The sequence below is a fragment of the Lysinibacillus sp. BSL11 genome (assembly GCF_052928325.1).
The window spans coordinates 38,448-62,520 of sequence record NZ_JAVGCX010000005.1 but is presented as its reverse complement, the minus strand read 5'-3'; the positions used below and the strand labels follow the sequence as shown (position 1 = coordinate 62,520).

Annotated in this window: 28 protein-coding genes; 9 read left to right on the top strand and 19 right to left on the bottom strand. The window is 37.2% G+C overall.

Going from position 1 to position 24,073, the window contains the following annotated elements:
• Complete coding sequence (locus RCJ95_RS07150; RefSeq protein ID WP_257520771.1) at positions 1–1,302, bottom strand: SMI1/KNR4 family protein; 1,302 nt, start codon at positions 1,300–1,302, stop codon at positions 1–3.
• Positions 1,303–1,486: 184 nt separating this feature from the next.
• Positions 1,487–2,317 carry a MerR family transcriptional regulator gene (locus RCJ95_RS07145; protein ID WP_257520772.1) on the bottom strand — a complete coding sequence of 277 codons (831 nt, stop codon included), beginning with the start codon at positions 2,315–2,317 and terminating at the stop codon, positions 1,487–1,489.
• Positions 2,318–2,403: 86 nt separating this feature from the next.
• On the opposite strand from RCJ95_RS07145, the gene RCJ95_RS07140 reads away from it, so the two are divergent.
• Positions 2,404–2,871: a GNAT family N-acetyltransferase gene (locus tag RCJ95_RS07140; protein WP_446722077.1), complete on the top strand. Its 468-nt coding sequence runs from the start codon at positions 2,404–2,406 to the stop codon at positions 2,869–2,871.
• Positions 2,858–4,201: an MATE family efflux transporter gene (locus RCJ95_RS07135; RefSeq protein ID WP_446722076.1), complete on the top strand. Its 1,344-nt coding sequence runs from the start codon at positions 2,858–2,860 to the stop codon at positions 4,199–4,201. Before RCJ95_RS07140 ends, RCJ95_RS07135 begins: the two co-directional genes overlap by 14 nt.
• A 42-nt stretch (positions 4,202–4,243) precedes the next feature.
• On the opposite strand, the gene RCJ95_RS07130 is transcribed toward RCJ95_RS07135, so the two are convergent.
• The 3 genes from RCJ95_RS07130 to RCJ95_RS07120 form a co-directional block, all read right to left on the bottom strand.
• A complete protein-coding gene (locus tag RCJ95_RS07130; protein WP_221681719.1) occupies positions 4,244–5,275 on the bottom strand; it encodes a S66 family peptidase in 1,032 nt (343 codons plus the stop codon).
• Between the two features lie 210 nt (positions 5,276–5,485).
• The gene (locus RCJ95_RS07125; RefSeq protein ID WP_221681721.1) at positions 5,486–6,019 is read right to left on the bottom strand and encodes a GNAT family N-acetyltransferase; all 534 of its coding nucleotides are present in this window, start codon (positions 6,017–6,019) and stop codon (positions 5,486–5,488) included.
• 65 nt (positions 6,020–6,084) lie between these two features.
• Positions 6,085–7,137 carry an AI-2E family transporter gene (locus RCJ95_RS07120; RefSeq protein WP_009370575.1) on the bottom strand — a complete coding sequence of 351 codons (1,053 nt, stop codon included), beginning with the start codon at positions 7,135–7,137 and terminating at the stop codon, positions 6,085–6,087.
• Positions 7,138–7,559: 422 nt separating this feature from the next.
• On the opposite strand from RCJ95_RS07120, the gene RCJ95_RS07115 reads away from it, so the two are divergent.
• The gene (locus RCJ95_RS07115) at positions 7,560–7,949 is read left to right on the top strand and encodes a RidA family protein (protein WP_221681723.1); all 390 of its coding nucleotides are present in this window, start codon (positions 7,560–7,562) and stop codon (positions 7,947–7,949) included.
• An 89-nt stretch (positions 7,950–8,038) separates the two neighbouring features.
• Here RCJ95_RS07115 and RCJ95_RS07110 read toward each other — a convergent pair whose 3' ends face one another.
• Complete coding sequence (locus tag RCJ95_RS07110; RefSeq protein ID WP_221681725.1) at positions 8,039–8,620, bottom strand: TetR/AcrR family transcriptional regulator; 582 nt, start codon at positions 8,618–8,620, stop codon at positions 8,039–8,041.
• A gap of 248 nt (positions 8,621–8,868) precedes the next feature.
• Between RCJ95_RS07110 and RCJ95_RS07105 the strand changes: the two genes are divergently transcribed.
• Both RCJ95_RS07105 and RCJ95_RS07100 read left to right on the top strand, forming a co-directional pair.
• Positions 8,869–10,074: an MFS transporter gene (locus RCJ95_RS07105; RefSeq protein ID WP_221681727.1), complete on the top strand. Its 1,206-nt coding sequence runs from the start codon at positions 8,869–8,871 to the stop codon at positions 10,072–10,074.
• Positions 10,075–10,097: 23 nt separating this feature from the next.
• Positions 10,098–11,171: an LLM class flavin-dependent oxidoreductase gene (locus RCJ95_RS07100; RefSeq protein WP_446722075.1), complete on the top strand. Its 1,074-nt coding sequence runs from the start codon at positions 10,098–10,100 to the stop codon at positions 11,169–11,171.
• 224 nt (positions 11,172–11,395) lie between these two features.
• On the opposite strand, the gene RCJ95_RS07095 is transcribed toward RCJ95_RS07100, so the two are convergent.
• The 5 genes from RCJ95_RS07095 to RCJ95_RS07075 all read right to left on the bottom strand — a co-directional run bounded on the left by RCJ95_RS07095 (position 11,396) and on the right by RCJ95_RS07075 (position 14,461).
• Positions 11,396–12,334: a ring-cleaving dioxygenase gene (locus RCJ95_RS07095; protein ID WP_312129459.1), complete on the bottom strand. Its 939-nt coding sequence runs from the start codon at positions 12,332–12,334 to the stop codon at positions 11,396–11,398.
• Positions 12,335–12,409: 75 nt separating this feature from the next.
• Entirely contained in the window at positions 12,410–13,003 is a 594-nt protein-coding gene (locus RCJ95_RS07090; RefSeq protein ID WP_257520779.1) for an NADPH-dependent FMN reductase, read from the bottom strand.
• Between the two features lie 137 nt (positions 13,004–13,140).
• Positions 13,141–13,485, bottom strand: a complete 345-nt coding sequence (locus RCJ95_RS07085) for a YunG family protein (protein WP_221681733.1) — start codon at positions 13,483–13,485, stop codon at positions 13,141–13,143.
• Positions 13,486–13,627: 142 nt separating this feature from the next.
• Positions 13,628–14,032 carry a GNAT family N-acetyltransferase gene (locus RCJ95_RS07080; protein WP_255601483.1) on the bottom strand — a complete coding sequence of 135 codons (405 nt, stop codon included), beginning with the start codon at positions 14,030–14,032 and terminating at the stop codon, positions 13,628–13,630.
• A 9-nt stretch (positions 14,033–14,041) separates the two neighbouring features.
• The gene (locus tag RCJ95_RS07075; protein ID WP_257520782.1) at positions 14,042–14,461 is read right to left on the bottom strand and encodes an Lrp/AsnC family transcriptional regulator; all 420 of its coding nucleotides are present in this window, start codon (positions 14,459–14,461) and stop codon (positions 14,042–14,044) included.
• Between the two features lie 110 nt (positions 14,462–14,571).
• Between RCJ95_RS07075 and RCJ95_RS07070 the strand changes: the two genes are divergently transcribed.
• Positions 14,572–14,976, top strand: coding sequence for a carboxymuconolactone decarboxylase family protein (locus RCJ95_RS07070; protein ID WP_221681736.1), 405 nt, complete (start codon positions 14,572–14,574; stop codon positions 14,974–14,976).
• A gap of 40 nt (positions 14,977–15,016) precedes the next feature.
• Here the strand turns inward: RCJ95_RS07070 and RCJ95_RS07065 are convergent, their stop codons facing one another.
• Both RCJ95_RS07065 and RCJ95_RS07060 read right to left on the bottom strand, forming a co-directional pair.
• Positions 15,017–15,436, bottom strand: coding sequence for an Rrf2 family transcriptional regulator (locus RCJ95_RS07065; RefSeq protein ID WP_221681738.1), 420 nt, complete (start codon positions 15,434–15,436; stop codon positions 15,017–15,019).
• 103 nt (positions 15,437–15,539) lie between these two features.
• Complete coding sequence (locus RCJ95_RS07060; protein WP_221681740.1) at positions 15,540–16,058, bottom strand: cupin domain-containing protein; 519 nt, start codon at positions 16,056–16,058, stop codon at positions 15,540–15,542.
• Positions 16,059–16,175: 117 nt separating this feature from the next.
• Between RCJ95_RS07060 and RCJ95_RS07055 the strand changes: the two genes are divergently transcribed.
• Together RCJ95_RS07055 and RCJ95_RS07050 are read left to right on the top strand one after the other, a co-directional pair.
• The gene (locus RCJ95_RS07055; RefSeq protein WP_312129458.1) at positions 16,176–16,280 is read left to right on the top strand and encodes a sugar kinase; all 105 of its coding nucleotides are present in this window, start codon (positions 16,176–16,178) and stop codon (positions 16,278–16,280) included.
• Complete coding sequence (locus tag RCJ95_RS07050; RefSeq protein ID WP_255601489.1) at positions 16,253–16,576, top strand: SMI1/KNR4 family protein; 324 nt, start codon at positions 16,253–16,255, stop codon at positions 16,574–16,576. Before RCJ95_RS07055 ends, RCJ95_RS07050 begins: the two co-directional genes overlap by 28 nt.
• Before the next feature lie 86 nt (positions 16,577–16,662).
• On the opposite strand, the gene RCJ95_RS07045 is transcribed toward RCJ95_RS07050, so the two are convergent.
• The 4 genes from RCJ95_RS07045 to RCJ95_RS07030 form a co-directional block, all read right to left on the bottom strand.
• On the bottom strand, positions 16,663–17,784 hold the full coding sequence (locus tag RCJ95_RS07045; RefSeq protein WP_103118968.1) for a serine hydrolase: 1,122 nt from the start codon (positions 17,782–17,784) through the stop codon (positions 16,663–16,665).
• Positions 17,785–17,892: 108 nt separating this feature from the next.
• Complete coding sequence (locus RCJ95_RS07040; protein ID WP_313150330.1) at positions 17,893–18,336, bottom strand: SRPBCC family protein; 444 nt, start codon at positions 18,334–18,336, stop codon at positions 17,893–17,895.
• Between the two features lie 123 nt (positions 18,337–18,459).
• A complete protein-coding gene (locus tag RCJ95_RS07035; protein WP_313150329.1) occupies positions 18,460–19,908 on the bottom strand; it encodes an Msr family ABC-F type ribosomal protection protein in 1,449 nt (482 codons plus the stop codon).
• Between the two features lie 275 nt (positions 19,909–20,183).
• Positions 20,184–20,228 carry an erythromycin resistance leader peptide gene (locus tag RCJ95_RS07030; RefSeq protein ID WP_115364072.1) on the bottom strand — a complete coding sequence of 15 codons (45 nt, stop codon included), beginning with the start codon at positions 20,226–20,228 and terminating at the stop codon, positions 20,184–20,186.
• Between the two features lie 203 nt (positions 20,229–20,431).
• Here RCJ95_RS07030 and RCJ95_RS07025 point away from each other — a divergent pair, with 203 nt between their 5' ends.
• On the top strand, positions 20,432–21,271 hold the full coding sequence (locus RCJ95_RS07025; RefSeq protein WP_004231561.1) for a YitT family protein: 840 nt from the start codon (positions 20,432–20,434) through the stop codon (positions 21,269–21,271).
• 324 nt (positions 21,272–21,595) lie between these two features.
• On the opposite strand, the gene RCJ95_RS07020 is transcribed toward RCJ95_RS07025, so the two are convergent.
• Together RCJ95_RS07020 and pdxR are read right to left on the bottom strand one after the other, a co-directional pair.
• The gene (locus tag RCJ95_RS07020) at positions 21,596–22,504 is read right to left on the bottom strand and encodes a D-alanine--D-alanine ligase (RefSeq protein WP_221681745.1); all 909 of its coding nucleotides are present in this window, start codon (positions 22,502–22,504) and stop codon (positions 21,596–21,598) included.
• A gap of 4 nt (positions 22,505–22,508) precedes the next feature.
• Positions 22,509–23,957, bottom strand: a complete 1,449-nt coding sequence (gene pdxR / locus RCJ95_RS07015; RefSeq protein ID WP_369578165.1) for a MocR-like pyridoxine biosynthesis transcription factor PdxR — start codon at positions 23,955–23,957, stop codon at positions 22,509–22,511.
• Positions 23,958–24,073 lie beyond the last annotated feature (116 nt).

The window sequence follows — 24,073 nt, the reverse complement described above, 5'->3', positions numbered from 1 at the left end:
CTACTCTCCCCTTAGTCGCATATAGCATTTTAATAACCAATTTTCCAAACAACTAAGCGCTTGGTTAAACAGCTGTTTGTTTTTCCGTAGCACCTCATGTTCAACCCAATATGCCAGCAAAGGGCGCCATTTTTCTTCGTCTATCATAGTTGTTGGTGTGATTCCCCGCTGCATCATCTGACAAATAGCTCGGATGGATGTTAGCCTCTCTACTTCGTTGCCATTTAACCACTCGTATAACGTCTCTGCACTTGGCTGTGACTCAGCCAAAAGTGTATCCCACCCATCAATAGGAAACGTGACATAGGATCTCATCCAGTCTATAATATTCGGATGATGAAATTGGCGTAGACGATATAGGGCAGTATAGGCATCAATTCTATCTTTTTCGATATCCATTAAGATGAAAGATTGTCCTTCATCAACTGGCAAACAATGTGCTGTTACATAATCACGCAGCCAGTCCGGTACGTCACTCTGTCCTTGCCAAAGTTCTCTCGCCCAATTTCCCGCCTCACTCGGACATATCTTGACTAATATTTCACTCCACGCCTTTTGTTCTAATTGAGATTGAGCTCGCTCTAACTTATGTCGAAGTGCCTGATACACCTGTACTCCATCAAAATGCAAAAATGCCTCCTGTACGCTTGTTTTTTTCACACCATGCATGGAAACATAATGAAGTAAAGATTCTAAGCTGGATTGAGCCTGCTGTAAATTAGAGCTTAAATATTGTTCTAGCCAAGTTAGCCATACTTGTGAACTAGCCAATTCAATATCCAATCCATTTTCACTACAAAATTGACGATGTTGTCCGCAGTCTACTCCAATACAGCCTAAAGCCGTCATATTATCAACGTACGAATGAAAGCTAGCAGCAAGCAAATCAAGCTCATCTTCTTCATGGCTCCAATACCAAACTGTTTCATCGTCAAGCTTAAGCAGAAGAGCATCTCCATTACCTGCCGTAAAAAATTGTAAATATTGCTGTTCATACGATTCATCATTCTCTCCAAAGTAAGGAAAGTCTAAAGCTTTTAGGCTCCAGCCAAACTCACCAGAAGGCGTATCTAGCAGTTCAATGGGAAGTATCGCCTCATCTGGTAATGACCAATAAATACTTACTTGCTTTGAGCAATTTTGCAACAGTTGACGAAACCCATTAGGGATTTGTACTCCAAGTCTTTCCTCAACCTGCTGTAACTCTTGCTCGGTAGCGACTGGCCGCATTTCAATCGGATGTACACAAGCTCCCTGCTGCTTCAATCGCTCTACTAAATGATTCCAACGCTCAATCCACATTGTCTCTAACCTCCATATAAGGCTCATGTGATGTCATACTTCTTATTTATCGTCAGGAAATCATTTACTGATTAGGCTAACTTTAAACAGAATGACAAAATGCTATTATTTTACTGCCATCTAAACCTTCGTATATGATAAATGACTCAGCTAAATTCATTCCTTTCTATTACGTCTTAATGAATTATTTTACTTTCTTTACTTCCATCATAATTTTGGTTACATACTCTTCTTCTCGATTTTTCATTACGGCATCATAAATGTATTCCTCGTATACATACTGACCTAGCTCATAACCCTTTTCATGCATGACATTAAATAGCCGTGTGTATGTCTCACCAAGCTTTGAGGAGGGGCCTACATGATAACCAATCACAAATTCACCCTCTATCGCCTTAAAATAAGGATGCCCTTCTCTTGGATTTGGTTGCTCAATATACAGATAACTATAGTTGTCGTAATTTCCAGCTAACACTTGCTCTCTTCTTGTTATCCCTCCAATGGGATACCCCGTATCTAATTGAGAGCGATCCAATTCCTCAATAAAGTCAGATACAGCCTTCACAAACTGCTCTTCTGTAGAATTCTCAATATTTTTACTCAAATATAATGTATCTTCAGGAAAATACTCAATCGTGATGTCCTTAAAGTTTAGATGCAGTGCTTCCTCTGTCATTTTGATTTTGACGTCAATAATATTCTCAATCATTTCTAGTTCTCTACGTTTCTTCGCAACATGCTCTTTTTGTTGGTGCATCAATTCTAAAAAATTTTCAGGTGATTTCTCTGCCATATAATGCTGAATATCCTTTAAGGACATCCCCACTGCCTTTAATAATTCAATAACACCGAAAAAATCATATTGAGCAAGTGAATAATATCTATAATCCTTACTATCCTTCATGATGGGAGATAATAAACCAATTTGATCATAATAAATAAGTGTCTGTTTATTCACCTTACATAATTTAGCAAATTCACCAGTTGTAAAATACTTTACATTTTTATTAAGCATTTTTTGAGTTCCCTCCCTTGACTATATAGTTACTATATACTTTAGATTGTACCTATTCAAAATAAAAATAGAAAGGTTTTGACATTATGTTCACGGAGATTCGTGACATTACAGCTTTTAACAAGAAAGAAATTTTAGCATTACGCATCGCTGACAATCAGCAACATTTTATTGAATCTACAGACCAATGCTTAGCAGAGGCGGAAATGGATCGACGCTTTACGCCTTTAGGTCTGTATAAAGATAACACCGCTATAGGCTTCGCTATGTACGGCTTATTCCCTCATGATGATTACAGTCAACGAGTATGGCTTGATCGCTATCTAATTGCAGAACAATACCAAGGACAAGGTTTGGGGAAACATTTTTTAGAGCAACTTATTCAATATTTAACTGTAAAGTTCAAGTGTCTTCAGATATATTTAAGTGTTTATGACAATAACGCTGTAGCTATCCAGCTTTATAAACAATTCGGTTTTATATTTAATGGTGAGCTAGATGATAAAGGGGAAAAAGTAATGGTTTTGGAGGTGCATCGTTATGACAACCATTAATCCAATTGAAACAAAGCCACTGAAACCATTATTTTTATCATACTTATTCCCTGCAATGATCGGGATGCTTTTGATGTCAGTGAATATTTTGGTAGATGGCATTTTCGTTAGTCATGGCGTGGGACCTACAGCGTTAGCTGGAGTGAATATAGCTGTCCCTATTTTCTCCATTTTACTTTCGATCTCTCTTTGGATCGGTATGGGAGGAGCTACTCTTTTCTCCATTTCTCTTGGGGAGAGCAATAAGCAACGTGCTCATCAACTATTTACACTGTCGTTCTCTACAATGCTAGTGGTTGTCATCACGATAATTGGATTCCTCGCGTTAAATCTAAAGGATATTTCTTATGTATTTGGGGCAAGCGATGATACGTATCCTTTTGTACAGGAGTATTTACATGTAATTTTGCTCTTTGGGGTGTTTTACACAATTGAAAATCTTTTAAGTATTTTTATTCGAAATGATGGCAATCCAAAGTTAGCTATGTTGGGCTTAATTACAACGTCGGTTTTGAATATAGTCTTAAATTATGTTTTCATCTTCGTACTAGACTATGGTGTGACTGGCTGTGCCTTAGCGACAGCAATAGCTACAATTATAGGAACATCCGTGCTATGTCTTCATTTTTTCCGTCCTCAATCTGAGTTAAAATTTGTCACTTCATTTTTAAATCTATCAGATTTTAAAAAAATTTTTGCTATAGGTTTACCTAGCTTTATCGTTGAAGCTTCCGTTGCAGTTATCGTTATTTTGTATAACGTTACATTTTTAAATTATTTAGGTGCGAATGGCGTTACTGCCTATGCAATGGTCAATTACATCCATACTGTCTTGCTGACTATTTTCCTTGGCGTCGGTATGGCTCTACAACCGTTAGTTAGCTATCACCACGGGGCAAGATTATTAGAAAGATTAACAGCTTTATTAAAAATCGGTTTAGCTACCGCATTTATTTTAGGATTAACCACAGCTCTTATAGCTCTTCTTTTCCCTTCTCAATTAATGGCGTTATTCGGAGATAGCTCATTTGAAATTCGTAGTATGGCAGCACAGGGCTTTGTGCATTTCGCCATTGGCTATGTATTTTTAGGGATCAACATGGTGTTCGCAGAATTCTTTCAATCCATTGAAAAAATCCGTATTGCCACGACAATTATGTTACTACGTAGTATTATTTTATTTATCCCTACTCTCATCATACTACCCAAGGTACTTGGCTCGCAGGCTATTTGGTGGACCTTCCCAGTAGCAGAAGGAATTACAGCCTCGCTTATTTACTTGTTCATTAGGAAAAATCCAAGAACCCTTTCATCTCCTGACCATGCTTAAATAAGAGGGGACCTCATCAAGGTCCCCTTTTAATATGTTTGCCTAAGAAAATTGCATTTTTAGCGTACCTCTTCCTTCTTCTACGATTACTTCCCCAACCGCTCCATTCACTAGAATTAATTGAGGGGGCACATGTCCAATATCTACTTCATAGAAAACTGGTATTTCCATCTCGTCAAAAATATCTCGTAATGCATCCATCAATGTAAAGTCCCCTAGATTTTCATATAGTCCTGCTCGCCCGATTAGAACACCATTACATTTATTAAACCAACCATTATACTTTAATTGCCACAAAGCTCGGTAGATTTTTGCTGCATCCATACCAACACTTTCTAAATACCATATTGTTCCTTCCTCAGAGCAATATTCATTAATAAAGGATTGAACGTAATCGAAGGGCGTACCTATAAGAATTTGCAATGTATTTAAACAGCCACCTATCAACCTACCTGTCATACGATTACTACGCTCTTGGTTTAGAACTTTCCACTCTGTTTCACTGTCAAAATAAAATCCTGTAGCAGGATTTTTATAGACTTGCTGCCAGCTCGATTGAAAATAGTGAGAAGAGCTTTGAGTTATTGAATGACCAGACTTACATGTAATTACGTCTATCCATTTAGAAGAAAGTTCATCCCATTGAGGTGCAGATAATTCAGTAAAATTCACACCATGTGCGGATGCGTACCCCGTCATGGTTGTGTATACAAAAGATAAAGTACTAATATCTGAATACCCTAATATCCATTTGGGTCCCGCTTTTTTTAATTCGTCCCAATCGATTAGAGGTAATAACTCCATTAAAAAACTGCCTCCCCACGGTGGCATGACGACATCTATACGCTCATCTAATAAATAGTCCATAAGTTCAGATACTCGCTTTTCTTTTGTTGTACTTCTACCTTTAAGCTGCGTCCAGGTAGTATTTCCAATAATAACTTTCATGCCTCTTTGTATTAATTGTTTTTCAGCTTCTGTTATTAATAGATGAAGATGCTGTTCGACTCCACTAGAGGGCGCTGTCACGCCAACCGTAAGAGGCGTTTTTAAAGTAGGATATTGTATTTTCATTTACCATCTCTCCTTTATGCCTGCAAAAAATAATTGTTTTACAACAACAAAGACGATTTTGGGTCTCTTAATTAGTTTTGCTGCATCAGATTTAGAATGCATTTTAACTTTCAACACTATTTTTTCCCTTCATACAGACAAAGAAATTTTTACCAATTATACTTGTATTCAGAAAAAAAACCAACACAAAAATCTGTGCTGGTTAAATTTCTACTTTTTAATTTTCATATACTCATCACGCAACAAACTCATAATGATTTCATCAGAAAATGTATTATTCATAAACAAGGCCTGTCTCAAAACACCTTCTTTTTTAAAGCCGACCTTTTCATAGGATTTAATTGCTCTACTATTGTGTGAATATACCTGTAATTCTAAGCGATTCAGATTTAGCTCCTCAAATGTAAATCTTTGAGCAAGCCTAACTGCTTCTGAACCCATACCTCTGCCACAATTCTCTATATTATGTAAAGCTATACGGAACACTGCCTTTTTATTATCTAAATCAACTTCCATAATCGCCAAATCGCCCATTACCTGATCATTATCAACTAAACAAATAGCAAAATCATAGCGAGAAGAATCTGCTTTAAAGCGTTTGATCGCCTCTTTGATTTGTTCCTTTGTTAAAATGCTCCGTGTTCCTGTCATATACATGATTTCTTCATTTTGAAAACATCTTATAATACTATCACTATCATCTTCACGTATTTCTCTTAAATAGACCTGTTGACCTTTTATCAATATAAACACCTCTTGTGCATTAAATAAGGAATCATCATGTATATAGATGATTCCTTTGTTTGGAACTATTCCATTTGTTTTTCAGTGTGTACCTTCACCGATTTCTTCGCAGGGTCTTCCGAGGAGTTTACACCTAGAATATCAAGCAGGAACATAAATAGTGGAATACCTATGATTAGTCCCCATACACCCAGGAAATGCTCAGAAAAGAGAATGACCATAAACGTATAGAAAATCGGTAAATCTGTTTTGGCAGACATAAGCTTTGGATTTAAGAAGTAAGCTTCAATGGCATGTAAAACCATGACAATAACTAAAATATAGACGATGTACATCAAGCCACCGATGCTATATGCGATAATACTTAATGGTATTAATGAGATGATAACGCCTGCGACTGGAACTAAGCCTAAAATAAAGAGCATAATCCCAAGGGCAATCAAATGTGGGAAGCCCATAATAGAAAGGGCAATGACGGATAACACACAGTTAACAGCAGCAATAATAAATTGTGCTTCAATTACTTTACCAAATGAGCGGATGAATATTCTTGAGAAATAATGAAGCTCATCGTAAAGCGGCCCAATTTTACTATCCTTAAACTTAGCTGTAAACTCAATAATACGATTCTTTTCTAACAAGATGAATAAACTCAAAATTAGAGAAATCAATATTTGCATAATGATTTTACCAATATTCGTAATATTTTTAAGAGTTAAATCCACACCTTGCTCTAAATATTTCCCGAGCTCTATCTTCTCAAAAGTCGGTGCTAAGTATCTCGCAATCTCATTGTCATCTGGATCGAGATTAAAACTTGCAATGAGGTCGAAAAGCTGTGTGATCTGCTGGGTCACAATCGGTAAATATTTGTAAATAACAGCTACAATACCCGCAACAAGTAAAAGGTATAATGTTACCGTCACAGCTTTTTCATTCATCGGCGCATATTTTCTTATGCTTTTCGTTGTCTTCGTAGTAAGCTGGTTCATCAAATAAGTAATAATAAACGTAAGTAAAATTAGATTGATCATACTACGCATTAAATATAATGCAAGAGCAATCCCAACTAGAATAATAAAACGCTTAAATCCATTACTCCGAAAGAAATTATTCATTTATTCACTCCTTCTACAAAACGGCCTCGCTGCCTCTGCTACCTAGGGCTACACTATAAAATTGATTTATAACAATACGCATCATTCTTATGTAAAAATTTCCCTCTCATTTAATGAGTATAGCCATCTACCTTCAAAATAAGACGAAATGTATGTTTCTTTTAGAAGTGTCTGTATAAAACCTAAGGCGGGGTTGAAGTGAATTGTATGTCTTGTCAAATTAAAAAGTCGATACTCTTATCCTTTGTGAAAGCTTTACCAGCGTATTAGCCAAAATTCTATAAATCTATTATAACCCTTTAAACCTGCATATCCAATTTGTATGTTCTTTTATAATGGTATTTGTATAGAACTTTTATCAACTATTACTTTATGCTATTTTGTTTAGAGATATAAATTAAACAGAGACAAGGACTGATTCTATGAAAATAGCGAGAAACCCTCAGAACATTCATCCACCCGTTGCTCCTTATGTACATCAAATTGAGGTGACAGGACCTCAGAGATGGTTAACATTATCTGGACAAATCGGCATGTTAACTGATGGATCTATACCTGAAGATGCGATAGCTCAATTGAAGATAGCACTTGAAAATATTAAAAGAAATCTAGATAGTGCCGATATGGAGGTTCAAGATATTACAAAGCTCGTCTTTTATTTAGTGGGGGATATGGATGCTATTCAACGAAAGGAAATTATCAGTGACTTCTTGGGGAAACATCTTCCATGCACAACATTAATGTATGTCGTTGCACTCGCTACGCCAGATTTAAAGGTTGAGATTGACGCATGGGCTTGTAAGGAATTATAAATTCATCCTATGTTTTATAAACTAAATTTGTGCATTTTTTTCTTATTTTTTCAATACCCCTTTAGCACTGCTAAAGGGGTATTGCCTTATTATTTAAGTAATGTCAGCGTCGTTGCAATGGCGTTATCAACAAACGAGCGTTGTGGCTGCGATTTCAGCATAACTGTTAACCCTATTAACGCAACAATTAATGCTTGCGCTAAAGACTTTGCATCCGTGTTCGCCTCTAATTCTCCTGATTGAATTCCCCGTTCAATTGTCTCCTGAAAAATTACTGATAGATAGAGTTGATGCTCTCTCGTCAAAATCTCAAACTTCTCATCATGTGGAGCTAATTCAACCATTGTATTGATACAAAAACAGCCATTACTAAGATCTTTTGTATATTCAGCAGTAATCACATCTTCAAAAAATATAGAAAACGCCTGTTTTACAGAGGCATTGCTTTGAAGTTTAGTCCGTATTTCGGATGCGCGAGATGTCGTATATCTACGAAGTGCCGCTTCAAATAGCTCCTTTTTATCCCCAAACGTTGAATAAATACTAGGACGCTGAATCCCCATTCTAGCAGTAAGATCACTTAAAGAAGTCGCTTCATATCCCTTCTCCCAAAATAATTGCATTGCTGCCTCTAACACTTTTGCCTCATCAAATTCCCGAGTTCTTGCCATTATAGATACACCCCATTAGGAAGAAATAGTAAGTTAATCATTAAATTTTTACGATACTAAACAGTATGTAATTATTTTATATCTGGCTTTTTTTATTGTCAATTTCATTTCATCAACCGAATTAAAAAGAAAATATATACCAAATAAATATTGACAAATCCAATGTAGTTAAGATATATTTACCAATAATTATTTTGTACCGAACGGTATGTTATAATTACAACTCAATTAGAAAGGGAGGTTACAGTGTGAACAATGCAAATGATGATGCAATTCATATAAATCAATCATCTTCTATATCCCGAGCTGTAACATTATTATTCGCTACAGCCTGCGGAATGTCTGTCGCCAATATTTATTTTGCTCAGCCGCTGCTAGATGAATTATCGAATGATTTTGCTATTGATCAATCAATTATTGGTTTGATTATTACTGTCACACAAATTTTCTATGGGCTAGGCTTACTTCTTCTAGTTCCACTTGGAGATTTACTAAACCAACGCCGCTTGATTATTGGACAAATGCTATTGTCCTCTGTTGCTTTGCTTCTAGTCGGTACTGCCTCCTATGTTGTAGTGCTATTTGCGGGTATGGCCTTAGTTGGTCTACTTGCAGTCGTGACTCAAACCCTTGTTGCGTTCGCTGCAACTATGGCTTCCTCTACAGAACGTGGTCGTGTCGTAGGCATTGTTACAAGTGGCATTGTCATTGGCATACTACTTGCTCGTACCTTTGCTGGGTTAGTAACAGATCTTGCAGGGTGGCGTTCTGTCTATCTAGCCTCCGCCGCTTTCATGCTTCTAATGGTTGGTATGTTTATAAAAGTTTTACCAGGGGGCGGGCGTGAAGTAAAATCACTCACCTATTCTCAGCTAATTCAATCCGTGTTCACGCTGTTTATTCAAGAGCGAACATTACGTATCCGCTCTATTCTAGCCATGCTAATTTTCGCTGATTTTAGTATTTTGTGGACGCCCCTTGTTCTACCACTTAGTTCACCACCATTGGCTCTATCACACACTGTAATTGGCGCTTTTGGTCTTGTAGGTGTGGCAGGGGCATTAGCTGCTGCACAAGCGGGCAAACTTGCTGACCAAGGCTATGGACAAAGAACGACAGGTATTGCTTTAACGCTTTTACTTATCTCCTGGATATTTATTAATTATTTAGATAAGTCATTCTTGGCATTAATTATTGGCATTGTGTTACTTGACTTGGCAGTACAGGCAGTACATGTCACGAACCAGACGATGATTCTCCCATTACGTATAGAAGCACGAAGTCGACTGACCGCAGGCTATATGGTGTTCTATTCTATTGGTAGTGCTAGCGGTTCAATCGCTTCAACTCAGATGTATGCACATTTTGGTTGGGGAGGGGTTTGCTTACTCGGAGCCTCTATTAGTACGGTTGCTCTTCTTTTTTGGGCAATAACCAAACGATTTACTAAATAAAATTAGACTTGGAGAGATAACAAATGGAAATAGGAATTACTTCTTTCGTAGAAACAAAACCAGATGTTCACAGTGGTGAAGTAATTAGTCATGCACAGCGTTTACGTGAAGTAGTAGAAGAAATTATTCTTGCAGATCAAGTAGGATTGGATGTCTTTGGCATTGGTGAGCATCATCGAGCAGACTATGCTGCATCTTCGCCAGCAATGGTGCTATCTGCTGCTGCTTCTCAAACAAAAAACATTCGACTCACAAGTGCTGTAACTGTCCTTTCTTCGGCAGATCCTGTGCGTGTCTTTCAGGATTTTGCCACATTGGATGGACTATCAAATGGGCGTGCAGAGATCATGGCAGGTCGTGGTTCCTTTATCGAATCCTTCCCCTTATTTGGCTACGATTTACATGATTATGATGAACTTTTTGAGGAACATTTAGACTTACTACTTAGCATTCGGCAGTCTGAGAAAGTAATTTGGGAAGGGAGACATCGACCAGCAATCAATCATTTAGGTGTGTATCCTAGACCAGTTCAAAAGAATCTCCCAATCTGGGTAGCTAGTGGAGGAAATCAACAATCTGCCATTCGCGCTGGGCTTTTAGGTTTACCTCTAATGTTAGCAATTATCGGCGGCAGCCCAATGCAATTTGCCCCGATTGTTCAGTTATATAAAAAGGCAGCACTTCATGCAGGTCATGATTTATCAAAACTTCAGGTAGGTACTCATTCAATAGGTTTTGTTGGACCCAGTAGTGAATGGGCAGCGGACACATTTTTCCCATCAACAATGGCTGGTATGAATAAATTAGGCAAGGAAAGAGGCTGGCCCTATTATGACCGTTCTAGTTATGATGCTGCACGAAGCTTTGAAGGAGCACTTTATGTTGGTGATCCAGATACTGTTGCTAAAAAAATTATTCACCTATGCAAGCACGTAGGAATTACACGATTTATGCTGTACGTGCCTTTAAGTACCATGCCACATGATCAAGTAATGCAAGCTATCGAACTACTAGGTAAAGAGGTTGCTCCTCGTGTACGTGAAGAAGTGGCTAAATGGGAGGCAGAAATGGAACAAGAAGCACATCCGCTTCTTTAAAGTCTTTTGTGTGTAAAAGCGAAGTAAATTTGTATTATTTAGATGGTATTGATAATAAAAAAAGCGAAAATGTTATTAACTCAACATTTTCGCTTGATTAAATTCTATTCGTACAAGTTCGCTATCTGTAACAGGCAAGGAGCAGCTGTTTCATTTATCTGCTCTACAAGTTTCTCACTCTGAATTACTTTTAGGATTAATCGAAATCAAGCGACTTCCTCCCTTTAATCCAGTTCACGCACATTAATGGGAATTAATGTTCTTTCCAATTGTTCACGATGCTGCTCATACTGAGGTGGTAACATTAATTGGCTACCCATAGTCTCTGGTGTCTCGTCATGAGCAAATCCAGGAGGATCTGTAGCGATTTCAAATAAAATTTCACCAGGTTCACGGAAATAAATCGCATTAAAATAATTACGATCTTTTACTTCTGTTACATGTTGTCCATGATTCATCACATACTCTTGCCATTCTAAATGATCTGTATTATCTTGAGCTCTCCACGCAATATGATGCACAGTTCCTACACCCATTTGGCCACGTTGACCTGCAACTGTTTTTAAATCCACTGTATTGCCGATCTCTGCACTAGAAGTAAAACGCGTATAGTCACCTTCTGTCCCAACCATTTCAAGACCCATTACTTCTGTTAAAACTTTTGCAGTTTCTTCAGGGTGACTTGAGAATAGTGTAGCTCCACCAAATCCTTTGATAGCAACCTCAGGTGTTACTTCACCAAATGACCATTCGTTGAGCCCGCCTTCCGCACGTGCCACGATTTCAATATGCAAACCATGTGGATCATCAAATTGAATGACTTGCTCACCAAAACGTTCAGCTTTTTGGAAAGGAATCGAGTATTTCGCTAAGCGATTAACCCAAAATGGCAGTGCTCCTTCTGGTACAACATACGTTGTAACGCCAACCTGACCATCACCAATACGTCCATGATAAGCATTAGCCCAAGGGAAGAAGGTAATGATTGTTCCTGGTTTCCCACCTTTATCACCGAAATATAAATGATATGTGCCCGGATCATCAAAGTTTACTGTTTGTTTTACTAAACGTAAGCCTAATACTCCCGCATAAAAATCAATATTCTCTTGCGGATGTCCTACGATCGCTGTGATATGGTGTATACCTGCTGTATGTTTTTTCATGTTAACAAGCCCTTTCATGACTATATTTCTCACCTATACTATGCTCTATTTATACCTACCTCAATCTGTAAAAGCTTAGCGAATTGTATACAACGCTTTAGACCATGGGATCAATTGATCTAACATTTGGTTTACTGAATCTATTTGTACTTCTTTTGGTTTAAATTCTGTGCCATTTTCAAAATCTGTGAATAATGATAGTGCTGGATGAACACGCACATCTGCGATTAAAAGCTCACCCATAATCCCACGTAAATGTTCTGCTGCACGAGCACCGCCAACAGAACCATAAGATACGATTCCAGCTGCTTTGTTATTCCATTCAACACGTAAGTAGTCTAGTGCATTTTTTAATGCTCCTGTAATAGAGTGATTGTATTCTTGTACGATGAATACAAAACCATCTTGTTTAGCAATAATTTCTGACCAACCTTGTGCTCCTGAAGCATCCTGTCCTGGCTCACCTAATAATGGTAATTTATAATCAGCAATATCAATCACTGTATAATTGGCATCTCCACGTTGATCTGCAATTTCCTTTACCCACTGTGCTACTTGAGGGCTTACACGCCCCTCACGAGTTGATCCAATAATAATACCAATATTTAATTCTGCCATTGTTTGTTCCTCCTCTTTTTTTGTATTAAAAAATTTATTAAAAAACCCCATAATTATACCTCCTGACGAAGCTAAAGGTTCGAATTCATTTATCTTGAATTTATTTATCTTGAATTCGAGATAATAATAACACGATATTTTTATACACGTCAACAACTTTGTTTTGAAAATTAAAAAGGCAGAGATAATTAATTCTCTGCCTTCCCTAAAAGCTGATAAACTTGTGTTTTTAGATAACGATATTGACTATCATTAGTATCTTGAAAAGCCTCTACCCTATTTGAATCAATATCTTGGTAGTCGATTAGGTATGGAAATTGTTCCTCGGAGAAATCCTTTCTTTCTCCATAAATAATATTATAAAAGTGCCAGCCTTCCTCAAGAAATGTCTTCCTAATTTCTCCGCCAAGAATATCCTGCACAACTAATGAAGTGACGCCACATTGTCCTTTTGCAGGGTTGTCCACACTCCATTTAGAACTTGATTGAATGGACCATGATTTTCTTAAGGCATTTAATACGTCTTTTTCCATGCTATAACTCCTCTCAAATACTTTAAAATGGGACTTCATCTATTTTTATTGGTCTCGACTTCCCTACTACCCAATCATCTTTAATGGCACCATAGACAATACTATCTGTCACGGTACCATCGCCATTTTCCCAAGCATTTCTTCAATACCCTTCCTTCACAAAGCCAGCTTTACTAAAGCATTTTCGCATTCCTATATTATCAACTCTTGTGTAGCCTTCAATACGAATTTTCTTTCTTTCGGCAAACAGATATTCTTGTAGCCAATGAAGTGCTTTGACACCATATCCTTTGCCTCGATAATTTGCATCTAAACGGAGATCAAAAAGGGGGATCGTATCGTCTATATCATGAATAAAGATAACGCCAACTTTTTCTCCATCTTCAAGTATCCAATGTGTTTCACGATTGTTCTGATAGTATCCCTCTGCATATGCGGTGCGAACAGCCTCTTCTTTTATGTATGGATTGGTGTGATACAACCATTTATTTTGCGTCAATAAATGAACTAAATCATTAATTTCTTCTTCAAATAATTTGATTTCCATACATATCTTCTATACGTCCTCACATATATCTGAAAAAATAAAATTAGTTTTTGTATGCGCATATGGTTGTAATGCATCAATAAACTGCTCTACATCAGGAAAAGATTGAAAATGCCCCTTTAATAAAAAACATGATTCACCTGAAATGCGATAACAGAAGTCTATATTTGTATAAACTTTCAGATGTTCTTTAAAGTCTGCATAGCGGTTATTTTTGATTGTCGCTTCAACAATAGCGTCAATTGGATAACCCAATGCTTTTTTATTAATAGCCAACGTATATCTCTTAATGACCTTCTGTTCCTCTAATTGTCTTATTCTTTCACGAACTGCTGGTGCAGATAAGTGAACCCTTCTTCCTAGCTCGCTCATAGAAATTCGACTATCTTCTTTTAATTCTTTAAGTATCATTTCGTTAATGAAATCCATTTTGTAAATACCCCTTCTTTTTGAAGGAAAACAATCATATTTCCCTTCGAATTGATATATTAACTTCGTTATGAACATTTTACACTAATTAATAGAAGGAGGAATGATTAATGACACTTATTCAATTATATGACAAGGGCTTAACACCCTTTCAACAATTATTAGGCTACAACAAGGGAATTCAGCTGCACTGGCAGCAGTTGGGGGAGGTACTCGAAAAAGACGGGCATCTATCCGCTTCATTAAAAGAAGAGGTTCGAAAAACTTTAGCTCAAAAAAATGGCTGTCAGTATTGTCAGGCTAAAGGGAAGCCCAATCCTCAGCACTATGATGAGAAAACAGCAGTATGTACAGGTTTTGCAGAAGCATTCTTGTCTGCTAAGGGGCACACCGCCCCCAATGTCACGGCTGTATTAAAAGAATATTTAACAGAAGCGGAGATTAGTGAGCTACTAGCATTTATCTGCTTCACAACAGCACAGCAATATTTTGGCGCACTCATGCAATTAAAATAATAAGGAGCTAGGGGCGAAACCCTAGTTCCTATTCCAGCTGCTATCCTTTTAATTCCATTTTATTAGCTATATCTATTATAAATTTCTTACTAAGCTCTTCTTTCATATTATTCTCAGCATCTACCATCACTTGCTCAATGAGACAGCCTTGATGATGGAAGGAATCTTCGTGATCAGAAGAGCAACTAAATAATGAGGTTTGTCCTTCAATCGCATAAATAACCTCTAAAAACGAAATTTCTTGGGAGCGCTTAGAAATGCGGTAACCACCGTTAACACCTGGATTCGACTCAATTAAACCTGCTTTCACTAGCTTTGTTAATATTTTCGATAGATAGGTTGGAGATAATTTTTGTATTTCTGCTAAAGACTCTACACTCATTGATTTCCCTTTAGGATTGCGTGTTAAAAACACCATTGTATGTAAAGCATAGTTTGTTGCTTTTGAATACTTCATCATTCATCACCCTTCATTCAGGACCTTTATTATCTGCAATTAAAACACATTCTATCATAATTCAAGAAAAAAGCATGTTTTGTATGAAAACACGCTTTTATGATCCCTAGTCATGCTGTCCATAACCCGCAAGAGCTTCAGCCTTTGTTACATGTACAGTCCCAAATGGATGATTTGGTGGCGCATAAATCGTGTAAAGCTTTAGGGGTTTATCCCCTGTATTCGTAATATTATGCCATGTTCCTGCTGGTACCATAATAGCCGTATCTTCTGCGACATGTCTCTGATAGTTTAAATAATCTCTAGTTGGCCCCATTTGAGTTAATCCATGCCCCTCCTCAATACAAATGAATTGGTCCACATGTGGGTGTACTTCTAAACCAATATCTTCTCCGACATTAAGACTCATCACCGTTACTTGTAAGTTTGACCCTGTCCACAATGCTGTACGATAATTATTATTGCGCTTTGTAGCCTCTTCAATGTCGATAACAAATGGTGTTGGTCCAAAATCATTCTGGACATTACTTCTTGGCTCTCGTTCTGCCTGATTTGGGTAGGCCCAATAAACAGGTTGATAACCGTAATGATACGATTGATAATTACCGTAATAAGGGTGGTACATTTATCTCAATCCTCTCATACATGATAACGCTATAGTATGCAGTTGAATGAAAGAAGGTACTCACATGTAGTGTGACTTAATTGAGTAATCTTTATATATAGACTGGAGGTAGATACAGTGTATGCTAGATTAACAGAAAAACTTGCAGGCACTCCTGCAATTAAATGGTTTTCTGGACACGTTGTTAAACATGAATGGATTGTAGAAGTGAAGCAGAGTTAGGATTTGAATTACCACCATCCTATTGCTGGTGGTTAAAAAATTATGGCAATGGGCAGCTGACTGGTGGATCTATTCTCTCAATCGGTCCACCAGCATACAGAGACATCAATGATCATGATATTCTCTATATACATCGTCTTAACTTGGCTGACGAGGAGTGGTGTAAACAATTTCCGAATAGATTGGATTTATTTATTCCAGACTCTGACGAATTGTACTTCTTTGATCGTTCGTCTAAAGATGAACACGGCGAATTTCCAGTTATGTGCTATGACTTAATGAATGACATGATCTAAGAATATGCCTCTTCTTTCTCAGAATTTCTTGAAAAACTGATTGATGAGCGTAGTCAATAGTATGAGTTGCCTTATCTATGGGCAACTCACAACTCGGAAAATTCCTCTTTCAAACGCTTACGAAATTTATCATCTGTAAGAAATTTCAATTGAAAACTATTCATACTATTGGAGAGCTTAATCTGCTCCATTGTATTTAAGTTGTTAGCGAAAAAGGCTATCTCTGTTTGATTTCCATCTTTATCTTCCGCATAGGCTGCTAGTGTTAATACAAATGCCGTCGATCCTCCCTTTTGACCTGCATGTTTTAACCATGCTTGATTTCTAGGATTCTGCATCAATTGCTCCAACACGGGATCTAAATATTTATGTACTTCTGCGCTAAAGAAATTTTTACCATTCAATTTTTCTAAAATAGAGATGTAATCACTTGTTGTGGCCCTTATTAAACGATCAGACCATATCTTTTGAAAATCCATATTGAGCATTTTTTGAGCTTTTGTTTTCTCCTCAATTGTTAAAGGATGTTCTATCCAATTCGAATGAATAGCCAATGCACGCTCTCGATATTCAACCATATCCATTTTTCGCAAAGCAGTTAATGTTGCTTTTTTCGTTAAATTTTTTTCCTCCATCAAGTGAATGGGAATATAAAGTGCACTTACAATTGGATACAAAGGTTCATGATCCTCTACATTTAACTGTGTAAGCACATCATTAATTATTTGAAAGTCTAATACATGCATTAAATATTCCGTATTTGCATTGGAGCTATAGGCAATCATGCCATTTGCTACTTCACTTAAAGGTACACTATCTGCACCCTGAAGGTTTAACTGCGCCAACCATGCTTTATGTGCGCCACCATCTGTTTTAGGAATGTAAAATGCCTCTAACTCCTTTAGATTTACTTGCTCTTTAGGATTAATACGGCCATCAGCTGCTTGTTGCGCATAGGCGATGGCTACGATTATTTTAACCGTACTTGCTAACGGTAGCTGTTCCTTGGTGTTTAGCTCCACCCAATGTTGTTGATTATATTGAATGGCTACGGAAATATTTTTATCCTCTTTATGTTCCTTGATAAATTGCACGATATATTCAGGATCGTTCTTCTTGATTTCTTTTTGAAACTTCCAAAAAATAATGCTACATACAAAACCTATACAAACCAAAACACCGCCAATCATCCAATACAACTTTTTCATATTCATCCCTCCCTCACTCAGCTGCTTCTAACAACCATTGCTGTAATACTGTAGACGACTGGTTATTTAATCGTAATGCTATTTCGATCGTTGACATACCTCTCCTCCTTAATGAACTAGAGAAGCTCGTAAATTGCTAACCCCATTTTCTAAATATCCTTTGAGGCACGTTAATGTATAGACCCAACCCTCTTTTTGGCCCATCATTTTTGTCACAATTTCTGGGTCATGTGCATTTAACCCAGATTCTACAACAGTAATAATTGTTTCACTTTGTGATTCTTCAAAAGTGATGGTAACCATTGTCACTTCACCATGCTCTTCTCCCCAAACAAACACAATTTTTTTATTCATCTCCATTTCAAGCACAGTGATCACACCTTCTGCACCATACTCCTCATAATTAAGCGTGATCCTTTTACCTTCTGCCCATCTTTCAGAACTGCTAGAAAACCAATAATGACCGATTTCAGTAGGGGAAATAATGGCTTCAAATACTTTATAGGCTGGCTGATTGATTTTTAGTTTCGTCGTCACATCCGTATTTATCATCGTTCATCATCCTTTTTCATATTGTCTATCTACACCTTCGCCGAAATTTTCCATTAACCTTCCTTTCTAATAAAAATTCACTAAAAAAGGTGCAATTCTCCTAATGGAATCGCACCTTTTCACTTAAAGTATTTTTTTATTATGAACAGTAAACTGAATATCTGCTACATTGTCGATAAAATTTTTATCATGTGTGACAAAGATTATTGTTCCCTCATAAGCAGCTATAAATTGCTCAAGGGCTTCGAGTGCTTGAATATCTAAGAAATTAGTTGGTTCATCCAACAGCAAAATATTATAATTTCCTAAAAATAGCTGACAAAGCTGAAGGCGTATGGCCTCACCACCACTAAGTGTGGTAATTTTCTTTTGTAAATCAGTGCCAGCAAACTGCATGGAATGAAGTACGCTTCGTAATAAACTTTCATCATATTCAGAGCGATTCTTTAAAAATTGTAGCACTGTTTCCTCACCAGCAAATTGGTAGCTCATCTGATGAAAATAACCTATTTTAGCCTTTGGAGAAATAGTTATTCCCTCACCATTATTGGCTATATGTTTTAGTAATGTACTTTTACCACTACCATTGTTACCCGTAAGCGCAATTTTTTTACCTAACGGGATTTGGAAACTGACCTCGTGTAATAGCACCTTATCTTGAGCATATAAAGTGAATCGATCTGCCATAATGGGATACTTATTATGCAATGCCAATGCTTTTGATTGCTGAAAAACAATTTTTCTTTCTTCCTGCACCGCTTCTACTTTTTGAAGCTTCCCTATCCGATGTTCAATAGCTTTTGCTGCACGCTGTACGGCTTTTTGACTTGTGCCTTTGGACTTTGTCATAAACATACGATTAGGTTTAGCGTTAGCCTCTCTTTTAGACATATTGCCTGCCTGAGCAATTTTTTCAGCTTTTTTCATTTTTTCATCTACAGCTTTTTCAAGTCGGTTCTTTTCTTTCAAATATTGGTCATGAGCCTGATTTTGTTGATCTTGCTCTAATTGCTTTTGCATGACATAATCGCTGTAATTGCCTGAGTAAATCGTTACCTTACCACCATCTACCTCCCATATCGTTGTAACCAGCTCATCTAGTACAGCACGATCATGGCTGATGAGCACGAGTGCCCCATAATAATAACGTAATTCATCTAATAAAAAGGAGATTCCGAGTTGATCCAAATGTGTTGTCGGCTCATCAATAAGCAAAGCTTCCTCATAAGAAGTAAATAATTGAGCTAGCTTTAATCTTGTTTGCTCTCCACCACTTAACCCTTCAGAATAAGTAGGTACTGCTAATTTCCCTAATAACTGTGGATCTGCCTCTATTAACGTTGGTGCCTCCATCTGTTCAAAATATCCGAAATGCACATGACTTTTCAATTTCCCACTTACCGGTTGTAGCTTGCCAGCAAGTAACTTCATCAACGTACTTTTACCTGCACCATTTTTGCCAACGATACCTATCCGATCAAATTGATGCACAGCTAATTTTTCAATATTTAAAAGTTCTTTATCTAAATAAGTAACGACTACATTTTCTAACTCAAAGCAAACCTTTTCCATATTGCTACCTCCCGAAATTGATCATTCCGTATCGATAGCGATGGTATCGATACGAGCTTTTAATCAAAGCTCGTATCAAAAGAATAATAGACTATACATTTCACTTTCCTCCCTACATTCAATAAAAAAACACAGACAATTTGCCTGTGAGGTAAAGTAAAAGAGATTTATTGTAAGACAAGCGTCTCTTTTTCTCATGATTATGAAGATGATTAAAAAAGGACAGACTATCCCATTTACTCTGGTGTCACAAAATAGAGTTTGGCCCTATTCAGTTATTGGTTCAATATTGGGAAACGTAGTCTCATAGCATGTGTCATTTTTTAATAACCCTCCTAGCGGTGTTACAACTATTATAAATTCTGGCTATAATATGTCAAGTTTCCAAAGTTCTCTCTAAAGACACACTTATTACTGTCGATATATCACAAATGAACATTCCAAAAAGTATATCATTTGGTGAAAACCTGATATAGTATGGAATTTAAGAAAAAATAAAATTTGATTTGGTGGTGTTATGTGAATGAAGAAATACGTTATCGATATTTTAATGATTATGCTGGGATCACTGCTTTTTGCCCTAGCAGTTAACTTATTTGTTATTCCAAATGATTTAGGTGAAGGTGGCGTAACAGGCTTAACGATTATTGCTTATTATCTGTTCGGATGGTCGCCAAGTATTGTCAGCTTTGCTATGAATGCAGCTTTACTTATCGTTGGTTATAAATTTTTAAATAGACAAACAACAATTTATACAATCATTGCGGTCTCATTCCACTCTTTATTTTTACATTTAACAGAAACGTGGTCTATTTCTTCAGATGAGATTATCGTCAATACAATTTTTGGTGGCGTATTTGCAGGAGTCGGTATTGGCTTGATTATCAGAGTTGGTGGTACAACAGCAGGTTCTACAATTTTAGCGAGAATCACTAACAAATATCTTGGATGGAGTATTAGCTATGGACTTTTATTCTTCGATTTAATTGTTGCATTTTCATCTTATTTTATCATTGGTGCGGAGGCATTAATGCTAACAATTGTTATGCTGTATGTTGGTACAAAGGTAATGGAGTTTGTTATTGAAGGGGTTAACCCTAAAAAGGCAGTTACCATTATCTCTAAAAAACCTGAAGACATTGCTGGACAGGTAACTGCTTATATGAATCGTGGGGTAACTGTTCTATCAGGTCATGGTTATTATACAAAGGAACAAAAGGAAATCCTGTATATTGTTATTAGTAAACAAGAAGTTGTAAAGCTTAAAAAAATTGTCAAAGAAGTAGACAAGGACGCCTTTATTGCCATTCATGATGTAAGGGACGTTTTCGGAGAAGGCTTTATTGAATTAGCAAAATCATAAAACAGTCAAAACACCTTTTGTAGGTAACAACAAAAGGTGTTTTATGTTGTTGAAAAAATATTCATGTCACTAGCAGAAAAAAGATCTTTTGGCAAAGCGAGGGGGGATTTCCGTTCCGCCAGCGTTCTTTCCAAGGGACGTCCGATGAGTCGCTTAATCCCGTAGGAGTGACGCTGGCTCCATTCCAATCAACCATATGTGCAAAAGTGTCTTTTCCTTATCTTTCATCCTAACAGTAACGATCTAATGACTCATTAGAAGTAGCTTGCAACGGATATCCATTTTCACCTTTCACAAATTCTATCGGCGGTTTTGTTTTTCTATTTACCTATTTCTATCCATCTGTAAAGAGCTTTCGATAATGCTGTCTAATAGTGCTGAATAGCTGATCCCCGCAGCAAGGGCACTTTTTGGTAGGAGGCTATTTTGCGTCATGCCAGGCAATGTATTAACCTCTAACACATAAGGAACGCCATCCTTAATTAACATATCTACTCTTGCATAGACACTGCATCTTAAAGCCTTGTAACTAATCATCGCAGCCTTTGCCACTCGGTCATGAATTGCAAGTGGTAGTTCCACAGGTTCCTCTACTGTAGAAGCATCATCATATTTTGCCTGATAGTCAAAAAATACTGCTGTATGTTTGATTGACAGGACTGGCAATAGCTGTTCATTGAGTATTGGACATGTAATTTCGTCACCAATCAAATACTGCTCAATAATGATTTCGTTATCCCACTTAAATACCTCTGTAATCGCAGCCAATAAGTCACTCCGATCATGGACAATTTGAACACCCACACTAGAACCACCAGCATTTGGCTTAACTACAAGTGGATAACCCATAAGCTCTATATCCTGTAAGGGCAACTCCTCTCCCTTTATGAGATGCACCCAATCTGGAGTTGCGACACCTTCATAGCGAAGGATTTTTTTAGCCATATTTTTATCCATGCACAAACTACTTGCTAGAAGACCGCTTCCTGTATAAGGAATACCTAACGTTTCTAGTACCCCCTGAATCGTACCATCTTCCCCAAACTTACCGTGAAGTGCTAACAAAGCCACATCAATATCACCCACCTTGTCAATTACCTCTTTGTTGTCATCTAATGTGATGGCCACAACTTCGTATTTTTGCTTATCTAATTGAGCGACCATTTCCTTACCTGTCATGATGGAAACCTGCTTTTCAGAGGAAGTACCACCCATAATTACGCCAACCTTCATTTTTTCAACTCCTCATAACGTTTGTCAATGTATCACCAATGATTTGAATACCTCGAATAATATCGTCATCTGCTAACCTAGAAAAACCTAAACGAAATGTATTACTACCTCTCCCATTTGTATAAAATACATCGCCTGGATAAAATACCACGCCCTTGTCATAGCACTTCTCAAGCAACAAACGTGCATCTACATCCTCTTTTAGTTCTATAAAAAGGTGAAGTCCCCCATCCCCTGTTATCCTGCTAAAGGGAAGATATTGCATACAGGCTTGACGGGCAAGCTCATATTTTTTCTTGTAAACAAATCTTGCTTTCTTTAAATATTTTTCAAAGTAACCATCCTGTAAATATTGATATAACACTGCCTGATCCAGGGTTGATGTATGAATTGTTCGAGCTCTTTTCATACTTTCCAAGCTATCAATTAACTCCTTATCTGCTAAAATCCAGCCAACACGTAAGCCAGGGAAAAGAATTTTAGAAAAGCTACCAATATAGACAATGTTATTACCTGTACCACTAAAAGCGATTAGTGGTGCCAAATGCGAACTTGAATACCTTAACTCCTCATTAAAACCATCTTCTACAATGGGTATTTGATATTTGGAGAAAAGCTGAAAAATAGCACTCCTTTTTTCGGAGGAAGTGACAATTCCTGTTGGATTATGATAGGACGGGATAAGATAGGCAAAATCAAAATCCTGATCTGCTAACGTTTCTTCCACCTGTTCCATGTCAATCCCGTCATCTTGCATATCGATGCCATGTATGTCTAACCCATGCAAACGGAAAAGCTTCAATGCTGCATGATGTGTAGGATTTTCACATAGTACACGCCCTGATTTTTTAGCTAAAGAGGACAATAAAATATCTAGACCTTCTGTAAAACCATTTGTAATTAATATATCCTTATTCGAAATGTCCACACCTTTCATCTCCATATAGCTAAGAAGATGGTCAATTAAGGGCTTATACCCCTTGGCATAGCCATAGTTCAAGACAATATCTCCTTCAATGGACATCCTTGTGAGAAATGCCCTTTTGAAATTTTCCACATCAAAAAGCTTTTCTTCTGGAGCTATACTAGTAAATGAAATCATACCTTTTTTCCAGTGTATATCTTGTCGTATTAAATCAATTTCATCAGCTAATAAAGTTGTTTCACTCAGCCTTTGTTTCCAATCTATTTCAACAGAAGAAGTTTTCATTGTAGTAACCTTTCCGATAAAATGCCCTTTTCCTTTCAATGCATAGATGATGCCATCTAGCTCTAATTCGGCATATGCGTTCAGCACCGTGTTTCTACTGATTGCTAATAACTTACTAAGTTCACGGGTAGATGGAAGTTTTTGATGTTCCAACAGATGCCCCTTGACAATCATGTCTTGAACATAATCCTTCAATTGTACATAAACTGGTCGTTCATCCATAAGCTTAAAATCACTAAACACTTCCTAACCCCCTTGCTTCATTTTTGCATAAACCCTGTTAACCAAAAAGGTCCACACATTATGTAATTTCCTGTTAGAGTGGTTGCTCTTCTTTCTATCATATTTCAATATGGTCA